The 21,424-nt window shown below is 57.9% G+C and carries 21 protein-coding genes; 10 read left to right on the top strand and 11 right to left on the bottom strand.

The features are described 5' to 3' along the window. Positions 1-14: 14 nt before the first annotated feature. Positions 15-3,080, top strand: coding sequence for an aminotransferase class III-fold pyridoxal phosphate-dependent enzyme (locus ACP15U_RS10830; protein ID WP_425045163.1), 3,066 nt, complete (start codon positions 15-17; stop codon positions 3,078-3,080). 102 nt (positions 3,081-3,182) lie between these two features. Here the strand turns inward: ACP15U_RS10830 and ACP15U_RS10825 are convergent, their stop codons facing one another. Beyond that, entirely contained in the window at positions 3,183-3,641 is a 459-nt protein-coding gene (locus tag ACP15U_RS10825; RefSeq protein ID WP_425045162.1) for a hypothetical protein, read from the bottom strand. Next, entirely contained in the window at positions 3,638-3,760 is a 123-nt protein-coding gene (gene hemP, locus ACP15U_RS10820) for a hemin uptake protein HemP (protein ID WP_425045284.1), read from the bottom strand. The genes ACP15U_RS10825 and hemP overlap by 4 nt, the downstream gene beginning before the upstream one ends. A 259-nt stretch (positions 3,761-4,019) precedes the next feature. Here hemP and ACP15U_RS10815 point away from each other — a divergent pair, with 259 nt between their 5' ends. Both ACP15U_RS10815 and gph read left to right on the top strand, forming a co-directional pair. Next, positions 4,020-4,943 carry an MBL fold metallo-hydrolase gene (locus ACP15U_RS10815; RefSeq protein ID WP_425045161.1) on the top strand — a complete coding sequence of 308 codons (924 nt, stop codon included), beginning with the start codon at positions 4,020-4,022 and terminating at the stop codon, positions 4,941-4,943. Positions 4,944-4,975: 32 nt separating this feature from the next. After that, positions 4,976-5,665 (top strand): phosphoglycolate phosphatase, encoded by a 690-nt coding sequence (gene gph, locus ACP15U_RS10810; protein ID WP_425045160.1) that lies wholly within the window; start codon positions 4,976-4,978, stop codon positions 5,663-5,665. Positions 5,666-5,714: 49 nt separating this feature from the next. Here the strand turns inward: gph and ACP15U_RS10805 are convergent, their stop codons facing one another. After that, positions 5,715-6,122: an acyl-CoA thioesterase gene (locus tag ACP15U_RS10805; protein WP_425045159.1), complete on the bottom strand. Its 408-nt coding sequence runs from the start codon at positions 6,120-6,122 to the stop codon at positions 5,715-5,717. A gap of 51 nt (positions 6,123-6,173) precedes the next feature. Between ACP15U_RS10805 and ACP15U_RS10800 the strand changes: the two genes are divergently transcribed. The 5 genes from ACP15U_RS10800 to ACP15U_RS10780 all read left to right on the top strand — a co-directional run bounded on the left by ACP15U_RS10800 (position 6,174) and on the right by ACP15U_RS10780 (position 11,883). Further along, positions 6,174-7,169: a LysR substrate-binding domain-containing protein gene (locus ACP15U_RS10800; protein ID WP_425045158.1), complete on the top strand. Its 996-nt coding sequence runs from the start codon at positions 6,174-6,176 to the stop codon at positions 7,167-7,169. A gap of 68 nt (positions 7,170-7,237) precedes the next feature. Further along, entirely contained in the window at positions 7,238-8,392 is a 1,155-nt protein-coding gene (locus ACP15U_RS10795) for an aromatic ring-hydroxylating oxygenase subunit alpha (protein ID WP_425045157.1), read from the top strand. Positions 8,393-8,396: 4 nt separating this feature from the next. After that, on the top strand, positions 8,397-8,636 hold the full coding sequence (locus ACP15U_RS10790; protein ID WP_425045156.1) for a hypothetical protein: 240 nt from the start codon (positions 8,397-8,399) through the stop codon (positions 8,634-8,636). Positions 8,637-8,746: 110 nt separating this feature from the next. Further along, entirely contained in the window at positions 8,747-10,945 is a 2,199-nt protein-coding gene (gene uvrB, locus ACP15U_RS10785; RefSeq protein WP_425045155.1) for an excinuclease ABC subunit UvrB, read from the top strand. A gap of 80 nt (positions 10,946-11,025) precedes the next feature. After that, a complete protein-coding gene (locus ACP15U_RS10780) occupies positions 11,026-11,883 on the top strand; it encodes a DUF302 domain-containing protein (protein ID WP_425045154.1) in 858 nt (285 codons plus the stop codon). A 100-nt stretch (positions 11,884-11,983) separates the two neighbouring features. Here the strand turns inward: ACP15U_RS10780 and ACP15U_RS10775 are convergent, their stop codons facing one another. The 5 genes from ACP15U_RS10775 to parA form a co-directional block, all read right to left on the bottom strand. Continuing rightward, a complete protein-coding gene (locus ACP15U_RS10775; RefSeq protein WP_425045153.1) occupies positions 11,984-12,532 on the bottom strand; it encodes a GNAT family N-acetyltransferase in 549 nt (182 codons plus the stop codon). A 135-nt stretch (positions 12,533-12,667) separates the two neighbouring features. After that, positions 12,668-13,843: an adenylate/guanylate cyclase domain-containing protein gene (locus ACP15U_RS10770; RefSeq protein WP_425045152.1), complete on the bottom strand. Its 1,176-nt coding sequence runs from the start codon at positions 13,841-13,843 to the stop codon at positions 12,668-12,670. A gap of 131 nt (positions 13,844-13,974) precedes the next feature. Next, positions 13,975-14,382 (bottom strand): universal stress protein, encoded by a 408-nt coding sequence (locus ACP15U_RS10765; RefSeq protein WP_425045151.1) that lies wholly within the window; start codon positions 14,380-14,382, stop codon positions 13,975-13,977. 116 nt (positions 14,383-14,498) lie between these two features. Further along, positions 14,499-14,819 (bottom strand): antibiotic biosynthesis monooxygenase family protein, encoded by a 321-nt coding sequence (locus ACP15U_RS10760; RefSeq protein ID WP_425045150.1) that lies wholly within the window; start codon positions 14,817-14,819, stop codon positions 14,499-14,501. Between the two features lie 29 nt (positions 14,820-14,848). Continuing rightward, positions 14,849-15,481, bottom strand: coding sequence for a ParA family partition ATPase (gene parA / locus ACP15U_RS10755; RefSeq protein ID WP_425045149.1), 633 nt, complete (start codon positions 15,479-15,481; stop codon positions 14,849-14,851). 194 nt (positions 15,482-15,675) lie between these two features. Here parA and ACP15U_RS10750 point away from each other — a divergent pair, with 194 nt between their 5' ends. Continuing rightward, the gene (locus ACP15U_RS10750) at positions 15,676-16,326 is read left to right on the top strand and encodes a hypothetical protein (protein WP_425045148.1); all 651 of its coding nucleotides are present in this window, start codon (positions 15,676-15,678) and stop codon (positions 16,324-16,326) included. A 48-nt stretch (positions 16,327-16,374) separates the two neighbouring features. Next, complete coding sequence (locus tag ACP15U_RS10745; RefSeq protein ID WP_425045147.1) at positions 16,375-16,857, top strand: HugZ family protein; 483 nt, start codon at positions 16,375-16,377, stop codon at positions 16,855-16,857. Here the strand turns inward: ACP15U_RS10745 and ACP15U_RS10740 are convergent, their stop codons facing one another. The 3 genes from ACP15U_RS10740 to ACP15U_RS10730 all read right to left on the bottom strand — a co-directional run bounded on the left by ACP15U_RS10740 (position 16,858) and on the right by ACP15U_RS10730 (position 21,334). Beyond that, complete coding sequence (locus tag ACP15U_RS10740; RefSeq protein ID WP_425045146.1) at positions 16,858-19,146, bottom strand: glycosyl hydrolase family 28-related protein; 2,289 nt, start codon at positions 19,144-19,146, stop codon at positions 16,858-16,860. Positions 19,147-19,303: 157 nt separating this feature from the next. Beyond that, positions 19,304-19,705: a DUF4864 domain-containing protein gene (locus ACP15U_RS10735; RefSeq protein ID WP_425045145.1), complete on the bottom strand. Its 402-nt coding sequence runs from the start codon at positions 19,703-19,705 to the stop codon at positions 19,304-19,306. Between the two features lie 48 nt (positions 19,706-19,753). After that, positions 19,754-21,334: a lysine--tRNA ligase gene (locus ACP15U_RS10730; protein ID WP_425045144.1), complete on the bottom strand. Its 1,581-nt coding sequence runs from the start codon at positions 21,332-21,334 to the stop codon at positions 19,754-19,756. Between the last annotated feature and the right edge of the window lie 90 nt (positions 21,335-21,424).

Genomic DNA, 21,424 nt, shown 5'->3' with positions numbered 1-21,424 from the left:
AGGGCATCCCGGGCATGTTGGACCTTGAAGCATATTGGGCAGAGATGCTGCGGCAGAACTGGGGTTTTTCTGCTGATCTGTCGCGCCTCGACGGTGAATTCGATCTGAACTTTCTGGCCGAAGCCGCAAACGGAAATGGATATGTGCTCAAGGTCATGCGTCCGGGTTGCGAAACGGCGCTTGTCGACATGCAGGTCAAAGCGCTGAATCATATCGCGTCCGCAGCACCCGGCTTGCCATTTCCGCGAACTGTGGCGGCCCTTGACGGCGAAAGACTGCTGACCCTATCGGATGACAGCGGAGATCGGCGGCTGGTCTGGTTGCAAGAGCGTCTACCCGGGCGGTGCTATGCCAAGGCAGCACCAAAAACCGATGCTCTGATCCTGAAACTGGGGCGTGTTCTGGGCGCCACCGACAGAGCGCTGGCTGACTTTTCCCACGAAGGGCTGGAACGCGAATTCAAATGGAACCTGACACGCGCCGAATGGGTGCGGGACCAGCTAGACTGCGTATCCGATCCCGACAAACGCGCGGTCCTGACAAAGATCTGCGAAGAGTATTCCCAGACCTATGACAAACTGGCCGAACTGCCGGTTCAGGCCATCCACAATGACGCCAACGACTACAACATTCTCGTTGAGGGCGAACTGGGAGAGCCACGATCGGTCTCGGGGCTGATTGATCTTGGGGACATGTGCGCAGCTCCGCGCGTTTGCGAACTGGCGATCGCAGGTGCCTATGTCGTGCTGGATCATCCAAAGCCCGAGCGGGCTCTGACGGCGCTGGTTCGTGGATATCATGCGGCCAATCGGCTGAATCCCGAAGAGGTGGATCTGGTTTGGCCTCTCTTGCAGATGCGGCTGGCGGTTTCGGTGGTCAATTCGACACTGATGGCGGCGAAAAACCCCGAAGATCCCTATGTGACCATCAGTCAGGCCCCGGCTTGGCGGTTTCTCGATAACACCTCCGTCAATGGCGGTCTGATGCCAGCCCGCCTTCGCGCAGCCTGCGGGATGCCCGTAACGGATCGGGCGGAACGGGTGCATGCCTTTCTCAAGGCGCAGCGCGGGCAGTTTGCACCACTGATCGGAGAAGGTCTGGATACCGCCCCGATGGGGTCCCTGTCGGTGGAAAACTCAGTTTGGCCGCAGAACCCGTTCCATATGCCGCTAGAAGAGGCAGCACAGGTCGGGGCAGAGTTTGGCGAAGGGATCTGGCTGGGTTACTACAACGAACCCCGGCTGATCTATGCCGAGCCGGCGTTTCGCAAGGGTCCTTGGAAGGCAAGTGACAGGCGCACTGTGCATCTGGCAGTGGATGTGTTCGCCCAGGCCGGCACTCGCCTGTATGCCCCGCTGGCGGGAAAGGTCGAAGCGGTTGAGAACCGAACCGGGCACCTTGACTATGGCGGGGTCGTCATTCTGCGCCACCAGACGCCCGAGGGAGACCCGTTTTTCACACTGTATGGGCATCTGAACCCGGAATGTCTCACCCGCCTGAAACCCGGAGATCCGGTCGCCGCCGGATCTGAATTTGCCAAATTCGGGGACGCCTCGGAAAATGGGGGCTGGGCGCCGCATGTGCATTTCCAGCTGGCGATGACAACGGCAGGCATGGAAGCGGACTGGCCCGGCGTCGGCGATCCGGACGAGCTGGAATTTTGGCATGCCATCTGCCCAAATCCGGCGGCGCTTCTGAATCTGCCGGATGAGAAACTGTTTTACCAGCCAACCGACAAGGCCCGAATCCTCGCCGGTCGGCAGGCCCACTTTGGCGGAAATCTCTCGCTGACCTATGACGACCCGGTCATGCTCGTCAGGGGATGGAAACACCACCTGTTTGACGAATGGGGCCGGCCCTATCTGGATGCCTACAACAACGTGCCGCATGTGGGTCATGCGCATCCGCGCATTCAGGCCGTCGCAGCAGACCAGCTGAAACGGATGAACTCGAACACCCGTTACTTGCATCCGGCACAGGTGGCCTTCGCCGAAAAGGTTCTGTCGAAACTTCCAGATCATCTGGAAATCTGTTTCTTCGTCAATTCAGGTACCGAGGCGAACGAGCTGGCCTTACGCCTGGCCCGCGCCCATACCGGCGCCAAGGGTATCGTCACGCCCGATCACGGTTATCATGGCAACACCACTGGCGCGATTGATATCTCTGCCTACAAATTTAACGCAGCCGGTGGTGTCGGGCAGGCCGACTGGGTTGAGCTGGTCGAAGTGGCCGATGACTTTCGGGGAAGCTTTGGCCGCGATGACCCGGCCAGAGCGCAGAAATTCGCTAACCTTGTGGACCCTGCGATCGAAGCCCTGAAGGCAAAAGGCCACGGGGTAGCAGGCTTTGTTGCCGAGACTTTTCCGTCCGTCGGTGGACAGATCATTCCGCCCAAAGGGTATCTACCGGCCGTTTATGAAAAGATCCGCGCCGCAGGCGGCATTTGCATCGCGGACGAAGTTCAGACAGGCCTTGGCCGTTTGGGCGAATACTATTTCGGGTTTGAGCATCAGCGGGCACTGCCTGACATCGTGGTCATGGGGAAACCCATCGGCAACGGACATCCGCTTGGCGTGCTGGTGACCACAAGGAAAATCGCCGAGAGCTTTGCCCAAGGGCCGGAATTCTTCTCGACCTTTGGCGGTTCGACCTTGTCCTGCCGGATTGGCAAAGAGGTTCTGGACATCGTCGATGACGAAGGGTTGCAGGCAAACGCCCGAACCATGGGCGACCGCCTCATTGCCGGCTTGCGCACCATTGAGCACGAGATTCCCTGTGTCGGCGACGTGCGTGGGATGGGGCTGTTTCTGGGCGTGGAATTGGTCAACCCCGACGGCACTGAGGGCACCGAAATCTGTCGGTACATCAAGAACCGGATGCGCGACCACCGAATCCTGATCGGGTCAGAGGGGCCAAAGGACAACATCCTGAAGATCCGCCCTCCTCTGACAATCGAAGCAGAAGACGTTGACATGATCCTGTGGACATTGCGCACAGTTCTGGAGGAAGTCGGCGACTACGCGCTTCCGCTTGATCCCGGATGCAGCCATCATCACGGAATTGGCTGCGACTGCTGCTGAGACCTGCGCGGCTTTTCACCTCCGGATCGTTTCGTTGCAATCGACGGGCACGCCGGTCAAGTCGCGCCCTGTCGCATTTCATTCATAGAGACCGATACCAGCTCAATGTAGCAAGGCCGGACGCATCGACCCGGCCCCCGCAGACGCGAAACTGGCAGCCCGATCGCGCATGACTTGGTCGCGACGCAACGCCAGCCCGAACTGTTCCGCCAGCCCTGCCAGATATGGCGCCATGTCCGGGCGCACCAGCAGGGCCGCGAACAGGGTCGCATCCTCTCTGTCGCCCATTGAAGCGGAATGAACCATGGCTGCGAAACAAGCCTCGTCCGCCCCCAGACAGGCACAGGTCACGCCATGCCGGACAAACGGACGGCGGCCGTGGCTCATACAGGCCTGACAGATCTGAGACAGGCAGGCTTCTCCGGCTGATCGTTCCGGCTCATCATCTGAGCCGCGCTGGTCCCAGCCGCGCAAAGCCCGGACTGCCTCGATCTCGACCGGAGACAGATCCCCGACATGGCCAACCGTGCGGCCGCCCCGCGCGATATCAGTACCGTTCATTTCGTCAGGATCAGTTTGCCGGCGCGGGTTATCCGCAAGGTGTAGAGCTGATCGCCCAAGGCGATATGGGCAAGGTTGCCGCCCGCTGTCAGGTCTTCGGCCCGGTGGGCGGGCAACATGGGAATCGGTGTGCCATGCAATTGGTCGGTCAGATGGGCCGTCATTTCTTACGCCTCTCGGAGTCTGGTGTCATCGGCAACAATACAGTGCGTGCCGATTGGATGGTCAGGATGAAACTCTGGCTGACCCGGTTCGGGCTGGCTGCGAACACTAAATATCTGACTAAAAGAATCGGATTTGTCAAGTTGCCCTGATTTTCGTTTTAATTCATATTTATGAATGTTAGAATGTGGAGCCGGTATTGAGGAGGACACACCGATGACACTTACAAGAAGAAGGCTGCTGATGGGCGCCGGCGCCGGAATTGCACTTGGCAGCGGTCCTGCAAGATCCCTTTGGGCGGAAACCGGGATTGATCTTGGTTCCATGCGGATCAGCAGCTTGTCCGACGGTCATCTCGTCCTACCACCCGAGTTCATTTTTGCTCCGATGCCGAAGGACGAACTCGGGCCTGTGCTCACTGAATTCGGGATCGGCAACGGCCCGCTCACACCCGACTGCAATGTAACCCTGATGCAGGATGGCGGGCGGGTCGTTCTGTTCGACACCGGCTCCGGGACCGCATTTCAGGAGAGCGCCGGCAAATTGCTGGATGCGCTGGACGCCGCAGGCGTTGCTCCTGAGGATGTCACCCATGTGGTCTTCACCCATGGTCACCCCGATCACCTGTGGGGGGTACTCGACGAGTTCGAGGATCCGTTGTTCTACGAGGCCGAGCACATGATCGGTAAAGCCGAATGGGATTTCTGGACCGATCCGAACACCGTCAACGATATCGGCGACGCACGCACCACGATGGCGGTCGGCGCGAAACGACGACTGGAGGCCATGGAAGACGCGATTACCTTTTTCGAGGACGGTGAAGAGATCCTGCCGGGCATCGCAGCGCGAGCGACCTTTGGCCATACCCCCGGCCACATGGCATTCGAGTTGCGTTCCGGCAGCGAGTCGGTGATGGTCGTCGGCGATGCTATTGGCAATCATCATGTTGCCTTTGCGCGCCCCGGCTGGAACTCCGGTTCCGATCAGGATCAGGGCACCGCTGCGGAGACACGGGTCGGCCTTTTGGACCAACTCTCTTCGGAGCAAATGCTGATGATCGGATTTCACCTGCCGCATGGCGGGATTGGTCGAGTTGAACGCAAGGGCGACGGATATCTCTTTGTCCCCGAGGGCACCTGAACCGCGCCCTCCGATTTCTGGAGTTGCAGCGCGTGCACGGATCCTTGAAGCGCCCCCATCGGGGCAACATTGTTTTCGACCTCGACGGAACACTGGTGGATAGCGCGCCTGACATTCAGGCTGCGGTCAACCGCATGCTGGAAGGGGTCGGGGCAGAGCTGCTGGATATCGCCACCACAGTTTCCTTCATTGGAAACGGTCTACCAAAGCTGGTCGAACGGACGATCCGCGCAAGGGGGCTGCCGATAGAACGGCATGCTGAACTGACCCGGGTAACGTTGGCCCACTACAATCGCGCCGCCACCGAGGCAACCCGACCCTATGCGGGTGTTGCGGAGGCACTGACAAGGCTCAAAGCCGAAGGCTACTCGCTCGGTATCTGCACCAACAAACCCAAGGCCCCTGCCCGATCCGTGCTTGCGGGTCTGGATTTATCGGGGTTCTTCGATGTCGTGATAGGCGGAGACACCCTGAGTACCCGCAAACCGGATCCGGCCATGCTGAATGTTGCGTTCGACGCCCTGCCAAATGGGGCCGGGGTCTATGTCGGTGACAGCGAAGTAGATGCGGAAACAGCCCACCGGGCCGGGATCCCTTTTCTCTTGTTTACAGAAGGATATCGGAAATCAGCCGTCGAAGAGCTTCCGCATCAGGCCCGGTTTGCCGAGTTTACAGCGCTTCCGGCGCTGGTTGGTAAGATCATGGGGCATTCTCCGGCCTGAAACCGGGAAAGGGATTCGCTGACAATCCGCGCATGTCGCGGGATCCTCTTCACGAGTCCGGCAGCATTTGCTGAGTAATCTTTTTGCGCACGTCATCGGGCCAGGGCAACGGGCGCCCCAACCTTGCGACATGCACAAGCACAGCAGAAACCGATAACCGCAACTCGTCACCACAATGGGCGGTCATCTGGTACTGCAGGCTTGTGCGGCCGAGCTTCGTCGGCGTCAGACAAAAGACCAGCATATCTCCGTGCAGGCTAGGTGCAGTGAATTTCGTTTCGATCTGCAAGGTCGGCGCACCGTTTTCCTTCACAAGCTTCTCGAACGGCAGATCAAGGGTTTGCGCAAACCAGTCTTCGACAACGTCATTGATCATCTCGAAATAGCGGGGGAAAAAGACTATCCCCGCCGGGTCACAGTGTCGAAACCGAACCCGCATTTTTGTTGTGAATGCCATTTTCGGCCTCCTCTGCCACGTCAGTGAATACCGTAAATCGCAGGCGCTCACTTGCCCAGAGCAGCCTCGCTTTTTGCGGTTGCGTTGGGCATAGTTCAGGTGAATTCACCTTTTGTGGACACCCTTATGTCACGCCGTCACTACGATCTTCCGCCGTTGACCGCTCTGGCCGCGTTCGAAGCCGCAGCCCGCCTGCTCAGCTTCAAGGATGCTGCTCGAGAGTTGGGTGTCACACCGGGTGCCGTCAGCCACCAGATCCGCGGTCTAGAGGCGGAACTGGGCTTGCGCCTGTTCGACCGTCGCCATCGGGGCGTTGCACTGACCGAAGCAGGACATGACCTTTCGACCTGCATGCAGGACGCATTCTCCAACGTGTCTGCGACCCTCCAACGGTTGCGCGGCCCGCAAGGTGTGACTGTCGGATCGACCTCGGCGGTTTCGTCGCTCTGGTTGGCTCCGGCGGTTGCCCGGTTCTGGCGCGAAAACGGCGAAATCGCCGTTCATCAGGTGACATCCGACCATGGGTTTCAGCGATCAATAATTCCGGACATCTTCATCAGGTATGGGCCAGAAGACCGAAAGGGTTGGAACCAAACACCTCTTTTCCGGGATCAATTGCACCCTGTTGGCTCCCCTGACCACGCAAGCGGCGACATGCCGCTCGATAAACTGGCGACGCAGCGATTGATCCATCTGGAATCCGATGACCGAAGCTGGACGACTTGGCCTGACTGGTTCCGGGCTCTGGGTTACGACGGCCCTATCGCCTCTGGGATCCGCGTCAACAACTACACCATCGCCCTGCAAGCCGCGCGCGAGGGGGCCGGGATCGTTCTCGGGTGGCAGCGGCTGATCCAACCCCTGCTCGCACGCGGGCTGCTGGTACCGCTGGGGCGTCATTCACTGGCGGCCCCCCACCGGTTCCACCTAATTTCCCGTACGGGAGCAGACCTGTCGCCGGACGCCCTCCTGCTTCGCGATTTTCTGTTGCGCGACGTGGCCATATTTTCGCATGAGGTCAACTCACCCGATGGCGAAGATTTCTGATATTGCGCCGCTCCGGGGTCAGCCCCACTGTCTCTCAACTCATCCACCGCCATCAGGGATCAGGTTAGATGGAAAACGGAACCGAACTCGACCAAGTCATGACCGGTATCAACCAAGCGAAGGGGTTGTCCAACGCGCATTACATCGATCGTGACACCTTCGAGGAGGAAAAACGCGCTGTTCTGTTCGCAAGCTGGTCCGGCGTTGGTTTCGGCAAGGATGTCCCCGAGCCCGGCGATGCCAAACCGGTCGATTTTCTTGGCATGCCTCTTCTGATGGTGCGGGATCGGGATGGCAGCCTGAACGTGTTCCAGAACACCTGCCGACATCGCGGCATGATCCTTGTCGAAGAACCCCGCAAGATCGAGGGCGCCATCCGTTGCCCCTATCACAGTTGGTGCTATGCCCTGAACGGCGAGCTGCGCTCGACACCACATGTCGGCGGCCCCGGTCAGAACAGGCACGACGATGTCAACCGCTCGGACCTGGGGTTGGTTCAGGTCAGGTCGCACGTCTGGCGGGATGTAGTGTTCGTCAATGTCGACGGCACGGCGGATCCGTTCGAAATCGTGCATGCCGATCTGCTCGATCGCTGGTCCGAGTTCGAACAGCCGAACTTTCACGGCGGTGAAAGCGCATCATTCAAGCTTGAGGTAAAGAGCAACTGGAAACTGGCTGTCGAAAACTACTGCGAAAGCTATCACCTGCCATGGGTTCACCCAGGCCTGAACAGTTATTCCCGTCTCGAAGATCACTATCACATCGAAAAACCCCGCGAGTACTCCGGTCAGGGCACCTTGGTTTACCGGCAATTGAAGGGCGAAGCGAACGAGGTGTTCCCGGACTATGAAGGGCTCAGCGATAAATGGGACGAAGGGGCAGAGTATATTGCGATTTATCCCAACGTGTTGCTGGGTGTTCACCGCGATCACAGCTATGCCATCCTTCTGGAGCCGAGGGATCTGGATCACACGGTAGAGCATGTCGAAATCTATTATGCGGCTCCACCGAAACAGACACCCGAACTGCAGAGCCTGCGTGACAAGAACGCTGAACTTTGGAGAGGCGTTTTTGAAGAGGATGTTTTCGTTGTTGAGGGCATGCAGCGTGGGCGACACGGCATGCTGTTTGACGGGGGCAGGTTCTCTCCGGTGATGGATGGCCCGACACACCTGTTTCACGATTGGGTTGCATCCCGGCTGGCTGTGGCCCGCGCTGGCTGACGTCATGGATCTGGCCGAGATCGAAGCGGCCTTGCTGGCCGCCCATGCAGCCGAAGATCTGGAGAAGCTGGTTGCTCTCTATGTCCGGGCCGCAGATCTTCACGAAGCGGCCCAAGACGCCGATGCGGCCGGGTTCTACCTCACCCATGCCTTTGTTTACGCGCTGGAGCTCGGCCTGCCCGAAGCGAAGCACCTGAATCGGCGACTCGCGGAACAGGGGCGCGCGGATTTGCTGACGTTCTGAGAACGCAAGGGAAAGGCGGGGGGAACTGGCCTCGATGCGGGCGATGCAGGAATGCCCCTTGAACAAGAACAAAAACAGATCAAACTCCGACGGGTCAGAAGGAATCGCCAATGCCCTATGCCCACTCGGACAAAACCATGCCTCTCGTGAACGCACCGGCCCCGGACGTCCGCTCGCGCCCAAAACTGGAGGGTGGCAGGAAATTCGTCATGCACACGGAATTCGATCCGGCCGGCGACCAACCCACGGCAATTGCCGAACTGTCTCAGGGTGTCGTGGACGGGGAACGCGATCAGGTTCTTCTGGGCGCCACCGGCACCGGCAAAACCTTCACCATGGCGAAAGTCATCGCCGAGACCCAGCGCCCTGCAATCATCCTTGCGCCCAACAAGACATTGGCGGCACAGCTTTATGGGGAGTTCAAGGGCTTCTTCCCCGAAAACTCGGTTGAGTACTTCGTTTCATACTATGACTATTACCAGCCCGAGGCCTATGTGCCGCGCAGCGATACCTACATAGAAAAAGAATCGCAGATCAACGAACAGATCGACCGGATGCGCCACTCGGCCACGCGGGCGCTGCTGGAACGCGACGACGTGATCATCGTGGCCTCGGTCTCGTGCATTTACGGTATCGGTTCGGTCGAAACCTATGGGGCGATGACGCAGGATCTGAAGGCCGGCGGCGAATATGATCAACGTCAGGTGATTGCAGATCTGGTGGCGCAGCAATACCGGCGCAACGATCAGGCCTTTCAGCGCGGCAGTTTCCGCGTGCGCGGCGACGTTCTGGAAATCTGGCCCGCACACTTGGAAGACAGGGCATGGCGGCTTTCCTTCTTTGGTGAAGAACTGGAAGCAATTACCGAGTTCGACCCCCTGACCGGCGAAAAAACCGACACGTTCGAGCAGATCCGGGTTTATGCCAATTCTCACTACGTGACGCCCAAGCCTACGATGCAGCAGGCCATTGTCGGCATCAAAAAGGAACTGCGCCAGCGGCTCGATCAGCTTGTCGGAGAAGGCAAACTGCTGGAAGCACAGCGGCTGGAGCAGCGCACAAACTTTGATCTGGAGATGCTGGAAGCCACCGGTGTCTGCAACGGTATCGAAAACTACTCGCGCTATCTGACGGGTCGCGCTCCCGGTGAACCGCCCCCGACCCTGTTCGAGTTCATCCCAGATCATGCCATTGTCTTTGCAGATGAATCTCATGTTTCTGTGCCTCAGATCGGCGGCATGTATCGGGGAGACTACCGGCGCAAATTCACGCTGGCCGAACATGGGTTTCGCCTGCCCTCGTGCATGGACAACCGCCCCCTCAAGTTCGAGGAATGGGACGCCATGCGCCCGCAATCGGTGTTTGTGTCTGCAACTCCGGCGGGATGGGAACTGGACCAGACCGGGGGCGTTTTTACCGAACAGGTGATCCGGCCCACCGGGCTGTTGGACCCAGAAGTGGAAATCCGGCCAGTGGAGATGCAGGTCGACGATCTGCTCGACGAGGTTCGCAAAGTCGCCGAAAACGGATACCGGACTCTGGTGACCACGCTGACCAAACGGATGGCCGAGGACCTGACAGAATACCTGCACGAGCAAGGCATCAAGGTTCGCTACATGCATTCGGACATCGACACGCTTGAGCGTATTGAGATCCTGCGCGACCTGCGCCTTGGCGCCTTTGATGTGCTTGTCGGTATCAACCTGCTGCGCGAGGGGCTCGACATCCCCGAATGCGGGCTGGTCGCCATTCTGGATGCCGACAAAGAGGGGTTCCTGCGCTCCGAAACCTCATTGGTCCAGACCATCGGCCGCGCAGCCCGCAACGCTGATGGCCGCGTCATCATGTATGCCGACCGGATAACCGGGTCGATGGAACGCGCGCTGAATGAAACCAACCGCCGACGCGAGAAACAGATCGCCTATAACGAGGCGCATGGAATTACGCCCGAAACGGTGAGGAAGAATGTCGAAGACGTTCTGGCTGGGCTCTACGAAGGCGACACGGATATGAGCCGGGTCACCGCGAAGGTCGACAAACCGATGCACGGTGCCAACCTCGAAGCGCATCTTGATGGTTTGCGCAACGACATGCGCAAGGCTGCGGAGAACCTCGAGTTCGAAGAGGCCGCGAGAATCCGCGACGAGATAAAGCGATTGGAGGCGGTGGATCTGGCCGTTGCCGACGATCCGATGGCGCGGCAATGGGCCGTGGAAAAAGCCGCCGAGGATGCCGTAAAGTCGAAAGGCCGGTCCACAGCAGGGCGGCCGGGCCAACGCGGCGGGAACGTGAAAAGGCGGCGGCGGTAAATGGTTCCAGACCGCCCGAGTAATTTGCGAATGCTGGATCCGGCATATACTTGTTGGTCAGAAATCGAAGGAAAATGGCCGTGAAAACAATTATGTCTGCAGTGGCCGGGTTGACCATTGCCTTTGCTGCGCCCGCTTTCGGGCAATCGGCTCAGGAGCGCGTGGACGAAACTGCGGCCGCCGTGAATGCCGCGGTGATCGAACATGGTCTGGCCCCTGTCACCGAGGTCGACCATGCCCGACTTGCCGCCGCCGAGGGTGTGGAAATGCCGCCTTCGCGCGTTTCGATATTCTCGGACCCCGAGATCAATTCACGGCTTTTGCGACAAAACGTTCGGGCCGGTCTGGATTTGCCGTTCCGGGTCTTGTCATTCTCTCAAGACGGCGCGCCATCAGCCATTTATACGTCGTCGAGCTTTCTGAGGCTCCGGCATGTGCTGGACGACACGGATGCATTGGCAGCCTTTGATGATCGTCTGACACCTGTTCTTGGCGCAATAGCGAACCCGGAGCCAAGGCCCGTGCCCACAACTGGGCTGACCCGCGACTTTGGCATCATCGAACTTCGTAGTTCTCACGACACATCAATCACTGTCAGCAAGCTCAAGGCAACGATATCAGCCCAGCCCGACACGGTTTGGTTCGGTGAAATGGACTTCTCCGCACAGGCAAAAGCTTCCGGTGCCGACATCGTGCCTGCAGTTCTCCTGCTCTTTGGCGGCCCCGCGCCTGGCGGTGTTGCGATGGCTGATTTTCCGTCCATCGGCATCGACGCCTTTTGTCAAAAACTGCTGGTCTATGCGTCACCCGATGGTGGGTCTGTTGTGATCTTCAACGACATCGCTGCAATGGCGGAATTGCACTATGGCAGGTCGGCTCCCCCGCATGCCGCACTGAATGAACGCCTGACCGCGACATTCTCAGCGGCAATCAAATAGAACCGCAGAGCGGAGCAGGACAGAACTCAAAACCTTCCCTTCGTGTTTTCTTGGCAGCGAATGGTGCCCGCCCAGCGGGACTGTGGGTCTGGACATCAGATCAGGGCAGCGGCTTTTCCATCAGCAGCCAGTTCAAGGCGGTGGTGTCCCATCCCGCCTTGACAATCGGTTCGGAAGCCGTCGTGGCGTAGCCACGCCTATCGTAAAAGGAAATCGCCTGCAGATTGGTATCCACGACCACCAGGGAGATCCGGTTTTTTTCCCCACGCCGAGCCAGATCCTCAGCCATTCCCATCAATCGGGTGCCAAGCCCCTGCCCGGCAAATGCAGGAGCCGTCGCCAACCCATGCAGATACCAGGTTCCGGCGGCTTTAGAGAACAGCCTGATCAGCGGCTTCAACATGTCATCCATCCCGGGGACATGCGGGTTTGGCGTATCTGCCATCGGGTATGAGATCAACATCGCCGCAACTGAGTCATTTAGGTCCGCGACGATCATGTTCCCTTCCTCGATGAATGCACCCTGCGCCCGGCGTCCGAAGTCATCCGCTGTTTCGCCCGGCTCCGATAGTCTTTGCCACAACTCCTCTACAAATCCGGGAACTGTTTGCCTGGCAAGGGGAAGAACCTGCTCAAGGTCCTCAGCCATTGCCTTCCTGAATGGTGCTGTCAGATGGGTGTCCTGTTCATCCATTGTTGGGTTCGCATTGTGTCGTTCCACCTCAATCCTATCACGGGCGCTCAGATCTGACCGAGGCGGCGGTGTCGGCAGGTGTCGAAATCTTCATTCACTTGCCAGATCGGTCAAGACATAGACCAAGTTTGTTCCAGAAAAACCCTTGAACTCGCAATCGACTCTTGTCGCGTTCAGGTCAGGAACGACCTGATTGAATTCTTCTGAGCACACGGCGAATACGTTCTGCTTCGATGCTTCCTCCAGCATGCGGGATGCGAAATTCACCGTCGGGCCGATCGCCGTGAAGTCCATGCGGTCGCCGCTGCCGACATTTCCAAAGAACAGATCCCCCAGATGCAGGGAGGCCCGAAACTGAATCGGTGTCGCCTCCACTTGCTTTGACAACACACTGCGGGCGCGCTCGATGGCCTGAATGGCCGCGAGCGCTGCACCCTCTTGGGCCGTTAGATCATCGGGAGTGTGGAAAATGGCCAGAACGCCATCGCCGATAAATTTCAGGATTTCACCATTGTTCTCACCAACAGACCGGTCAACCGCCGCAAAGAAGCGATTCAGTACCTTCAACACGTCTTCTGCGGCAAATGTGTTGGAAATGTCCGTGAACCCTGCAATGTCCGCAAACAGGATCACGGCTGAGATTTTCTCTCCGTCCCCCAGCCCTATACTGCCGTTGAGAACCTTTTCACTGGCAATTTCACCGACATAGGTTGCCAGTGTCATCTGCTTGTCGCGCCGTTCGGTAAAGTATTCCTTTATCCGGGCAAGCGGCGCCTGCAAACGCCGTAGCGCGAGAACCTGCTCTTCACTGAAACCACCCGCCGATTGGGTTCCGGCCTCCAGACAACCTGAAACGGTTCCATCTACATTGAAGAGAGGAAGAAAAATGAAGTCGGTGTATTTCCCCGCTTTGTAGCCATCGCGCTGTGCTCTGGCCACATCGGGGTCGTCATCGTTGAATCGGTAGCGCAGCATTCGCTGCGAAGAAACACAGGCGTATTGAGCGGTGGACAGGAAATCCCCATCATCCATGAAATCGCGGTTCATTGTCTGAACCCTCACGCCTTTTCTCTTGGACCAGATCGTGCGGATCCCGCGAAAGCCCGCATTAAGAAAGATGCCATTGACGACAAACGCATCCAGCGGCACGCCGGTTGCCATCAAACGGATCGCACATTCCTGAACGATCTCGTCCAACTCCTTTGGCGGTTGGGCACCCGTGATCAACCAATTGATCGTCGAAGATAGCTTCTGCTGATTGATCATGCTCGACCCCGCCCATGCTGCCTTAAGCTGCACCGCAGGTCACAACGAAACAAGGCAGAAGTTCCACCGATCCTCGGATCAGTCGCTTCCTGCCTCGCTTTGTTCTTGCCTATTCTTGGGTGACTTGGACCCTAGCGCACCACGTGGACGGCACATGCCGCGTGCCGGACCACCTGAGACGCGGTCGATCCGAGCAACAAATCCTGCATGCCGGGGCGATGGGACGCGATGATGATCAGGTCGGGTTTGTGTTCGTCCGCCCAATCAAGGATCGACCGGCCAGAGTGCCCTTCGATCACAATCGCCTTCCCGTTTGGAACCTTCGCCGCCATCGCATCCAGTTCTCTCTGAATCGCCTGCCGGGTTTCCGCCAGGTAGTCGGCTGGCATGTACGAGACAGCATAACCGGGAATATGCTCCACAACATGCAGCAGCGTGATATTCGCCTCGGGCGTGGCCAGCAATTGCGCAAGTTTCAGCGGCGCAGTGGTGTCACGTTCGGAATCAAACGAAATCGGTACGAGAATGTTGTGATACATATCGCAGCTCCTTTGAAGTTGTTTGCAGTATAGCCGGAATTCAGGGTCAGGCGCCTTGATCCGTGTCATACCGGATCTGGCGGCGGTTCAGTGAGATCATTGCCCGTTGCACGCTGTTAATCAAACGTGCCGACAACCTCATACATGACAGGTTCGAAACTGCGGCATAGCTCGTTTATCCGGCGGTTTCGCTCGCGCATTTCCGGTGAGCGCAGCATCGCCTGGAAATCCTCGCGGCGTTTCCACTGCGAATAGTTGGCAATGCGGGTCTGGGCGTCGTTTACGTGCAACCCCGCCGAAATGAATCCGGGCTGCTTGGAAATAAAGCCTGAGTAGGCGTCTGTCAGCGCATCTAGTAGATCCTGACAAGTGCCGGGCGTCATTTCGAAAGTGGTGATAACGGTTTGAATCTCAGCGTCCTGAGCGATTTTTGGCATCGTTTCCTCCTTCTGCGATGCCCAGCCTATCACAGCTTTTTCAAAGTGCTCTCGATTTCCATCCGCAATTTCTGAACTTCGTCATGGGCCGGTCCTTTGGGTGCCTCGAGCGCGGCTTTTCCCTGTCCCAATGTCTCGGCATAGACAACGCGGTTTGCCATCGGTGTCTCGGCAAGAGCCGCATCCAGTTGGCCAGCCTGTTCCAGAACATCCGCTGCCAGTCGCGTGCCGGGTCGGGCGCGGGTCATCACAAGCATGGCCGGGCGATGTTCACGGTCTGCGAGATGCAGAACGGCCTCGACGGCCCACAGATCCAGATGCGAAGTCGCCACCGGAACCAGAACCAGATCAGCCTCCCGCAGTGCCGGGCGCAGATCGCTGTCGGCTTTTGGTGGTGTGTCTATGATTACGATATCATTCGCTTCGGAAAGCTTGCGCACCTCATATCCGACACCCCAGGCCGAAGCGGTTGAAAACTCGATATCCGGCTCGCCCAATCTGTCGATACGGGCCATAAACCAGCGCCCTGCGCTGCCCTGAGGATCCGTATCCATCAGGGCGACCGATTTTCCGGCCTTCGAAAAGGCAACTGCAAGATTCACGGCTAGCGTGGTCTTTCCAGCGCCACCTTTCTGCTGTGCGATGGTTATAACATAGCCCATGCTTCGGCCTTTTTACTTGTTGCAGTGGCGCAAACTAGTCGCGTCACCGCGCGACGCAAGCGCAGACCCGGATAGCGGCGGATAGGCCGCAGATGGCCACTAATCCTGGCATGCTTCCCGGTTTACAGGTCGTTAACCATCAGTAGCCATGATCGTGCCGGATGCAGGCAGATTGAGGTGTGGCGGTGCGGGGATTGCTATTTCTATCCTTGCCATTCATGGCCTTGCTGCAGCCGGCTTATGCTGGGGCATGGCTGAGAGAACCCGGAACAGCATTTCTTGCAGCAACGATGACCGCACGGTCCGATCCCAACCTTCCTGGCACCAGTTCTACACTTTATGCAGAATATGGGCTGTGGCCCGCTCTGACACTGGGACTGGACATCAATGAACACGGTAATCTAACCGGACACGCGCTCGCTTTCCTGCGCCTGCCTATGGCGAGAAACCTCAACGACTGGTCTTTGGCGATTGAATTGGCAGCAGGAGCGGATCACATCGGGCCAGACTGGGCCAGAATGCAAAAACTCACTCTTTCCGCCGGGCGCGGGTTTCAATCGCCTTGGGGCAATGGATGGTTTTTAGTGGATACGGCGTTTGAATATCGCTCTGGCCTCGGGCAAGCGATCTACAAACTTGACACGACTCTCGGTCTTTCGACCGGGTCGAAACTTCGCCCCCTCCTGCAGATCGAAACTTCCCAGATCAAAGAAGGTGAATTTTTCTGGACGGTCACTCCCTCGCTGATGTTCGATTGGAAAGACACGACATGGCTCATAGGCTTTGAACGGAAATCTATCCAAAGCGGTGTTGGAGTGAAACTGGGGCTGTGGCAGACGTTCTGATCCGCTATCCATGAGTCGGAACCATATGGCGACCCAACGGAGCCCCCAATGCCATCCCCGATCCGCCCAACTGATGACGCTGCCCGTGAAATGGCCCGGAAACTGCTGACGCGATCCAGATCTGCGGTTCTGGCGGTAAACGACGATGGCTGGCCCACGGTCAGCCGGGTCGCTTTCGGGCTTGATGACGATGGCGTACCCGTGTCGCTGGTATCGGAACTCTCCGGTCACACCACAGTGCTGCGCTCCTGTCCCGAATGCTCCCTCCTTATAGGTGAACCCGGTCCAAAGGGTGATCCGCTGACGCATCCGCGTCTGGCTCTAAAGGTTCGTGCAACGTTGATCGACCACGATGCATCAGGCTATGACAAATTGGCCGCGCATTACCTGCGCGACCATCCCAAGGCCAAACTGTATATCGGGTTCGCCGATTTTCACTTTGTCCGTTTCAACCCGCTATCGGCATTCCTGAATGGCGGGTTCGGCAAGGCATTCAGGCTTTCACCGGAAGATCTCCATTTCCCTGACTGATCACTTGTCGATTCGAAGTGTTGCCGTGACCTTGCCGCTAACCGGCTTGGACCAATGCACCGAAATTGCATCCTTACCCGCACCCTGCTCCAGATCCAGATACGGCATCATGAACTCGATCCCATTACCACTGTTGCGCACGGGCTCGATGGCCGTCACGCTGTCCACCCCGCGCGCGCGTCCACCAAACGGCAATCGCGAGCCAGAACCGACCGTCCAGGTCTGGGCGACCGTCAACTGGTCGTGATGCACACGCAGTGGGTTTGCCGTGGCAAGACTGACGCCATGAAACGAGTTCGCTGCGAAAGTGATGTTCTTGTGACGGTTTCCATCTAGCGAGGAAAAGCTCGAATCAACCCGGTCGACCCGGTCTATGTAACCGTTTATCGAACGGAACTTATTGCCCGTAACCGTCAACCCGTTTAGAAAATGCCCGGCCCCGTGCGGTTTGATCACGATGTAGCTGAACCAGGGCGCCACCGATCCCGACAAGAATACGTTGTCGGTAATGCTCATCGCACTGAACGAAAACCCGGACACGAATTCTGGAGTAGCGTCGCGCTCATTCGTCCACTCCACAAAAGAGTTATCAATGTAGTTACCGGAAATCGCGGTGCTGGTATAAGCGCTCGCGATCACGATACCGGCCGTTCGCACCCCGTTCTGAACACCGTCGCCCTGAAAGAAATGGTTGCCGAGCACCACGTTGTTACTGCCGGCAAGGATTGCGAAATGCCGAAACCGGGTTGCCCGGTTGTGCCGCAACTTCACATCGTTCGCGTTGGTGTTCACCGCGATCGAAACCCGGTCGTCAACATTCAACCCATCCTCTGATGACAGAAACTGACAATTGTCGATCAACATCCCCTGACACCCCTCTCCGATCGAGGTGATGCCTCTGTCCTTAGGCCGGCTGATGTAACTGTGCTGCATCTGAAATGTGGCACCCGCCGGAGCAAGCCGGACACCGCTGCACCGGCCGTTGCACTGCAACTCCAACCCTGCCAGTTCGAATTTGCTGAGCTTGTTGAACCCAGAGAAATCCAACAAATATTTATACGAAGTGAAGGTGAACACCTGAGTTCCCGCCGCATCAAATAGTGGGGCGTTTAGGGTGACTTCACCAGTGCTGGGATCTCGGGACTTCACGTAGATCTCACGACCAACCCCACTCCCGGAAACAAGGCTGCCGACCGGAATGCTCGCCACATTGGCGACGTTCCTCAACTTGCGGGAATCGGAGGAGTCGTATGTCGCCTGAGACGTGAACACCTGAGTGTTCCACGCCGGACTCTCCAGTGCTTCAAGCTGGCCGTTGCGGATCACCCGGCGGGTTTCATAGCTCGTCTTGTTGGGGACGAAGCCCTGCATGTCCAAGGGCGCGTTCAATTGGATTTTCCGACCACCCATATCAAGCGATTCATGATCGGTGTTGTTCAGAAGCGCCTGAAAGGCTTTCCCAAAGGCCACGGCTTCGTCGCCGAAGGCATCAATGTAAGTCGGCAGATCAAAGTTTTTCGTACACAGCAACATCGCATCCGACGGCATGGTGACTCGGCCGCCAAACCGCACAGGATTCGCCAAAGAAACCGTCTGCCCCAGAAAAAAGGTTCCGCGCGGCACCCAGATTTCGCGCCCGCCGCCCGCTGCGGAATCTGCAGCTTCAAAGGCTGCCGTGTCATCCGTTACCCCGTCACCAACAGCGCCAAAATCCCGCACGTCGACCATGTTCAACATGTCGCGCAGGAAAACACTCGTAACGTCAGTGATCTGTATGTCGTCAATTCGGACGATGCCGCCGTTCTGCCCGGTCAGATCCAGCCCGAAATGGCCAAAGATTGCCCCATCGCCCCAAACCATGTCCACGCCCCCGCGAAGCCCGGTGCCGACGATCGCTGAAACTTCTACCACGTCTCCATAGCTGGTCAGCGTCACAGATGGCCCGGTTTCGTCCAAACCGCTGACATGGTTGCCGCCAGACCCGCCGGCCCAACCTGCTATGCGTACAGACGGCAGCGACCCGCTGATGGCTTTGACGCGAGCCTTGATCTGTAAATAACAACCCGGCAGGAGCTGCGTCTGCCCGATGAAACGCAACTTTTGGACCGAACTGGTTTTTTGCAATTCCAGGCACCCGCCAAAGTCCTGATCCGCCGGCACGATCACCGCGTTGGCAGCGTTTTCGTAGCTGTCAGACCCAGGTGTGCCGTCGCCACTGGACCAGACATCCAGACCGTCCGCAAACGCGGGCGGCATGAACTGAATTCCGTCGGTAATTGCCTTGTTCATGGTGTTCCCTTTCCCAATTGCACCCGCGGCTCTGACCACTGGACGCGCAGAATAATCCCCGCTCCGGGTCTGACCCGGACGCGGGAACTGGGGGTAAGGGGAATGAGTTAACCCGGGCTCAAGGCACCGTCACGACAGGCGTTGCTCAACTTCGGGATCAAGCTGCCTCATCCTGCGGCGGCAACAGGTGTACCGCGTTGATTTTCCATTCATTATCAAGATCAAGCATTTGATAATCCAATAGGTGCACGCGACCTGTGCTGTCGGTGATCATGACCTTCTGCCACAAGGATCCGGCTATTTCGCGCAGCTCTAGAAAGCGTATTTCAGATGGTCGCCACACCATTGGGTAGCCATTTCGAACCATCTGGCCGAACCGCTCCGCTGTTCCGAAAATGCCTTGGATTCCCGGGCTGGCATAGGAAAACGCGGCGTTGAAATCATCACGCTGAAAGGCCTCGATCTGGCCGTTGATCTTGGATTCTATTTCAGAATTCTGAGCCGCTGCACTGACTGACAGTGCCAGCCAAATGCACAACCCGAATATGTAGTGTCGCATGGCTCTCTCCCTGCTTTCAGGAGAGAGCTAGCGCAACACCGTTGCAGTTCAATCCGAGGCCAGTTCGCCAGCCAGCGCCTTGTCGATCAGAGCGATGGTTTCCGGCACCCCATAGAGTGCGATGAACCCTCCGAACCTTGGCCCCTGAGACGCCCCAAGCAACACTTCGTACAGGGCCGTGAACCAACTCCGCAGCGGGTCGAACCGTTCCCGGCCTACCGCATATACAACCGATTGCAGCGCCTCGTCCTCGATCGGCCCGTCATAGCCGCTCAGCATATCGCGCAGCAAGGCCAGGGCTTCCCGTTCCGCATCGGTGGGTGCCCGATAGGTGCGGGTCGGTTTCACGAAATCGTTGAAGTACCGCACAGCAAAGCCGGCAGCCTGATCGAGATCAGGATGCGTCTCGGCTGAAGCATCAGGCGCATAGCGTCGAATGAACCCCCAGAGCGCATCCTTGTCTTCAGCCCCGGAAACAGAGGCAAGGTTCAGCAGCATGCCAAATGGCACAATCAGGGTCGACTCCGGGACATCTCCGCCGTGGATATGCCAAACCGGGTTGTTGAGCTGAGCCTTCAGTTCCTGTCCCGGGAACGCACGCAACTGCTGGTGATATTCGTCCACAGCTTTGGGGATCACGTCAAAGAACAACCGCTTGGCCGTCTTTGGCTTCTGATACATGAAATACGACAGGCTCTCCGGCGCGGCATAGGTCAGCCACTCCTCCATCGACAGACCATTGCCTTTCGACTTTGAGATCTTCTGGCCGTTTTCGTCGTTGAACAACTCATAGCTGAGGCTCTCGGGCGGCTGCTTTCCCAGCGCTCGGCAAATCTTAGTCGACTGGGTCACAGAGTCGATCAGATCCTTGCCCGACATCTCGTAATCGACCCCCAGCGCCGCCCAGCGCATCGCCCAGTCCGGTTTCCACTGCATTTTGACGTTGCCCCCGGTGACCGGGATCTCAACCCGCTCGCCGTCCGGTTCTTCGTAGACGATCGTGCCTTTCGCGACATTCCGTTCCAGCGTCGGCACCTGCAGCACATGGCCTGTCTTGGGGCTGACCGGCAGGAAGCATGAATACGTTTCTCGCCGTTCCGGCCCAAGCGTCGGCAGCATGATTTCCTGGATTTTGTCAAACCGCTCCAGAGCTATCAGCAACATCTCGTCGAACCTGCCGCTGGTGTAATAGTCCGTGGCCGAGGCAAATTCGTATTCGAACCCAAAACTGTCCAGAAAATCGCACAGCATCGCGTTGTTGTGCTGGGCAAAACCCTCATGTGTGCCAAACGGATCGCGCACCTTGGTCAGCGGCAGATGCAGATCTTCCTTCAGCTCCTCCTGCATCGGAACATTGGTCGGAACCTTCCGGAAACCGTCCATGTCGTCCGAGAAACAAATTAGCTTGGTTGGAATATCGGAAATCTGTTCAAATGCATGGCGCACCATCGAAGTCCGCGCGACTTCGCCAAATGTGCCGATATGCGGAAGGCCGGATGGCCCGTATCCTGTCTGAAACAGGACATATCCTTTTTCCGGGGGCGCATTCCGATACCGTTTGAGCACCCGCCGCGCCTCTTCGAAAGGCCAGGCCTTGGACGCAACAGCGGTTTCACGCAATTCGGACATGTCATTCTCCAACGGGAAAGGATCTCGATCGCCCCATGCAATCGACCCGGCCCCTCCTATTGTGCCAGTGCAGCATGAGTCAACAAACCA

Source organism: Primorskyibacter sp. S87 (assembly GCF_049801055.1).
Lineage (GTDB): Bacteria > Pseudomonadota > Alphaproteobacteria > Rhodobacterales > Rhodobacteraceae > JBNAGF01.
The sequence above is the reverse complement of the archived record's forward strand: the minus strand, read 5'-3'. Positions and strand labels throughout refer to the sequence as shown.

Excerpts from the sequence above, each read along its gene's own strand:
- ACP15U_RS10830 (WP_425045163.1), top strand. The coding sequence starts at position 15 with ATGTTGGACCTTGAAGCATATTGGGCAGAGATGCTGCGGCAGAACTGG.
- ACP15U_RS10825 (WP_425045162.1), bottom strand. The coding sequence starts at position 3,641 with ATGAACGGTACTGATATCGCGCGGGGCGGCCGCACGGTTGGCCATGTC.
- hemP (WP_425045284.1), bottom strand. The coding sequence starts at position 3,760 with ATGTTGCCCGCCCACCGGGCCGAAGACCTGACAGCGGGCGGCAACCTT.
- ACP15U_RS10815 (WP_425045161.1), top strand. The coding sequence starts at position 4,020 with ATGACACTTACAAGAAGAAGGCTGCTGATGGGCGCCGGCGCCGGAATT.
- ACP15U_RS10805 (WP_425045159.1), bottom strand. The coding sequence starts at position 6,122 with ATGGCATTCACAACAAAAATGCGGGTTCGGTTTCGACACTGTGACCCG.
- ACP15U_RS10795 (WP_425045157.1), top strand. The coding sequence starts at position 7,238 with ATGGAAAACGGAACCGAACTCGACCAAGTCATGACCGGTATCAACCAA.
- ACP15U_RS10790 (WP_425045156.1), top strand. The coding sequence starts at position 8,397 with ATGGATCTGGCCGAGATCGAAGCGGCCTTGCTGGCCGCCCATGCAGCC.
- uvrB (WP_425045155.1), top strand. The coding sequence starts at position 8,747 with ATGCCCTATGCCCACTCGGACAAAACCATGCCTCTCGTGAACGCACCG.
- ACP15U_RS10775 (WP_425045153.1), bottom strand. The coding sequence starts at position 12,532 with ATGGCTGAGGACCTTGAGCAGGTTCTTCCCCTTGCCAGGCAAACAGTT.
- ACP15U_RS10770 (WP_425045152.1), bottom strand. The coding sequence starts at position 13,843 with ATGATCAATCAGCAGAAGCTATCTTCGACGATCAATTGGTTGATCACG.
- ACP15U_RS10765 (WP_425045151.1), bottom strand. The coding sequence starts at position 14,382 with ATGTATCACAACATTCTCGTACCGATTTCGTTTGATTCCGAACGTGAC.
- ACP15U_RS10760 (WP_425045150.1), bottom strand. The coding sequence starts at position 14,819 with ATGCCAAAAATCGCTCAGGACGCTGAGATTCAAACCGTTATCACCACT.
- parA (WP_425045149.1), bottom strand. The coding sequence starts at position 15,481 with ATGGGCTATGTTATAACCATCGCACAGCAGAAAGGTGGCGCTGGAAAG.
- ACP15U_RS10745 (WP_425045147.1), top strand. The coding sequence starts at position 16,375 with ATGCCATCCCCGATCCGCCCAACTGATGACGCTGCCCGTGAAATGGCC.
- ACP15U_RS10740 (WP_425045146.1), bottom strand. The coding sequence starts at position 19,146 with ATGAACAAGGCAATTACCGACGGAATTCAGTTCATGCCGCCCGCGTTT.
- ACP15U_RS10735 (WP_425045145.1), bottom strand. The coding sequence starts at position 19,705 with ATGCGACACTACATATTCGGGTTGTGCATTTGGCTGGCACTGTCAGTC.
- ACP15U_RS10730 (WP_425045144.1), bottom strand. The coding sequence starts at position 21,334 with ATGTCCGAATTGCGTGAAACCGCTGTTGCGTCCAAGGCCTGGCCTTTC.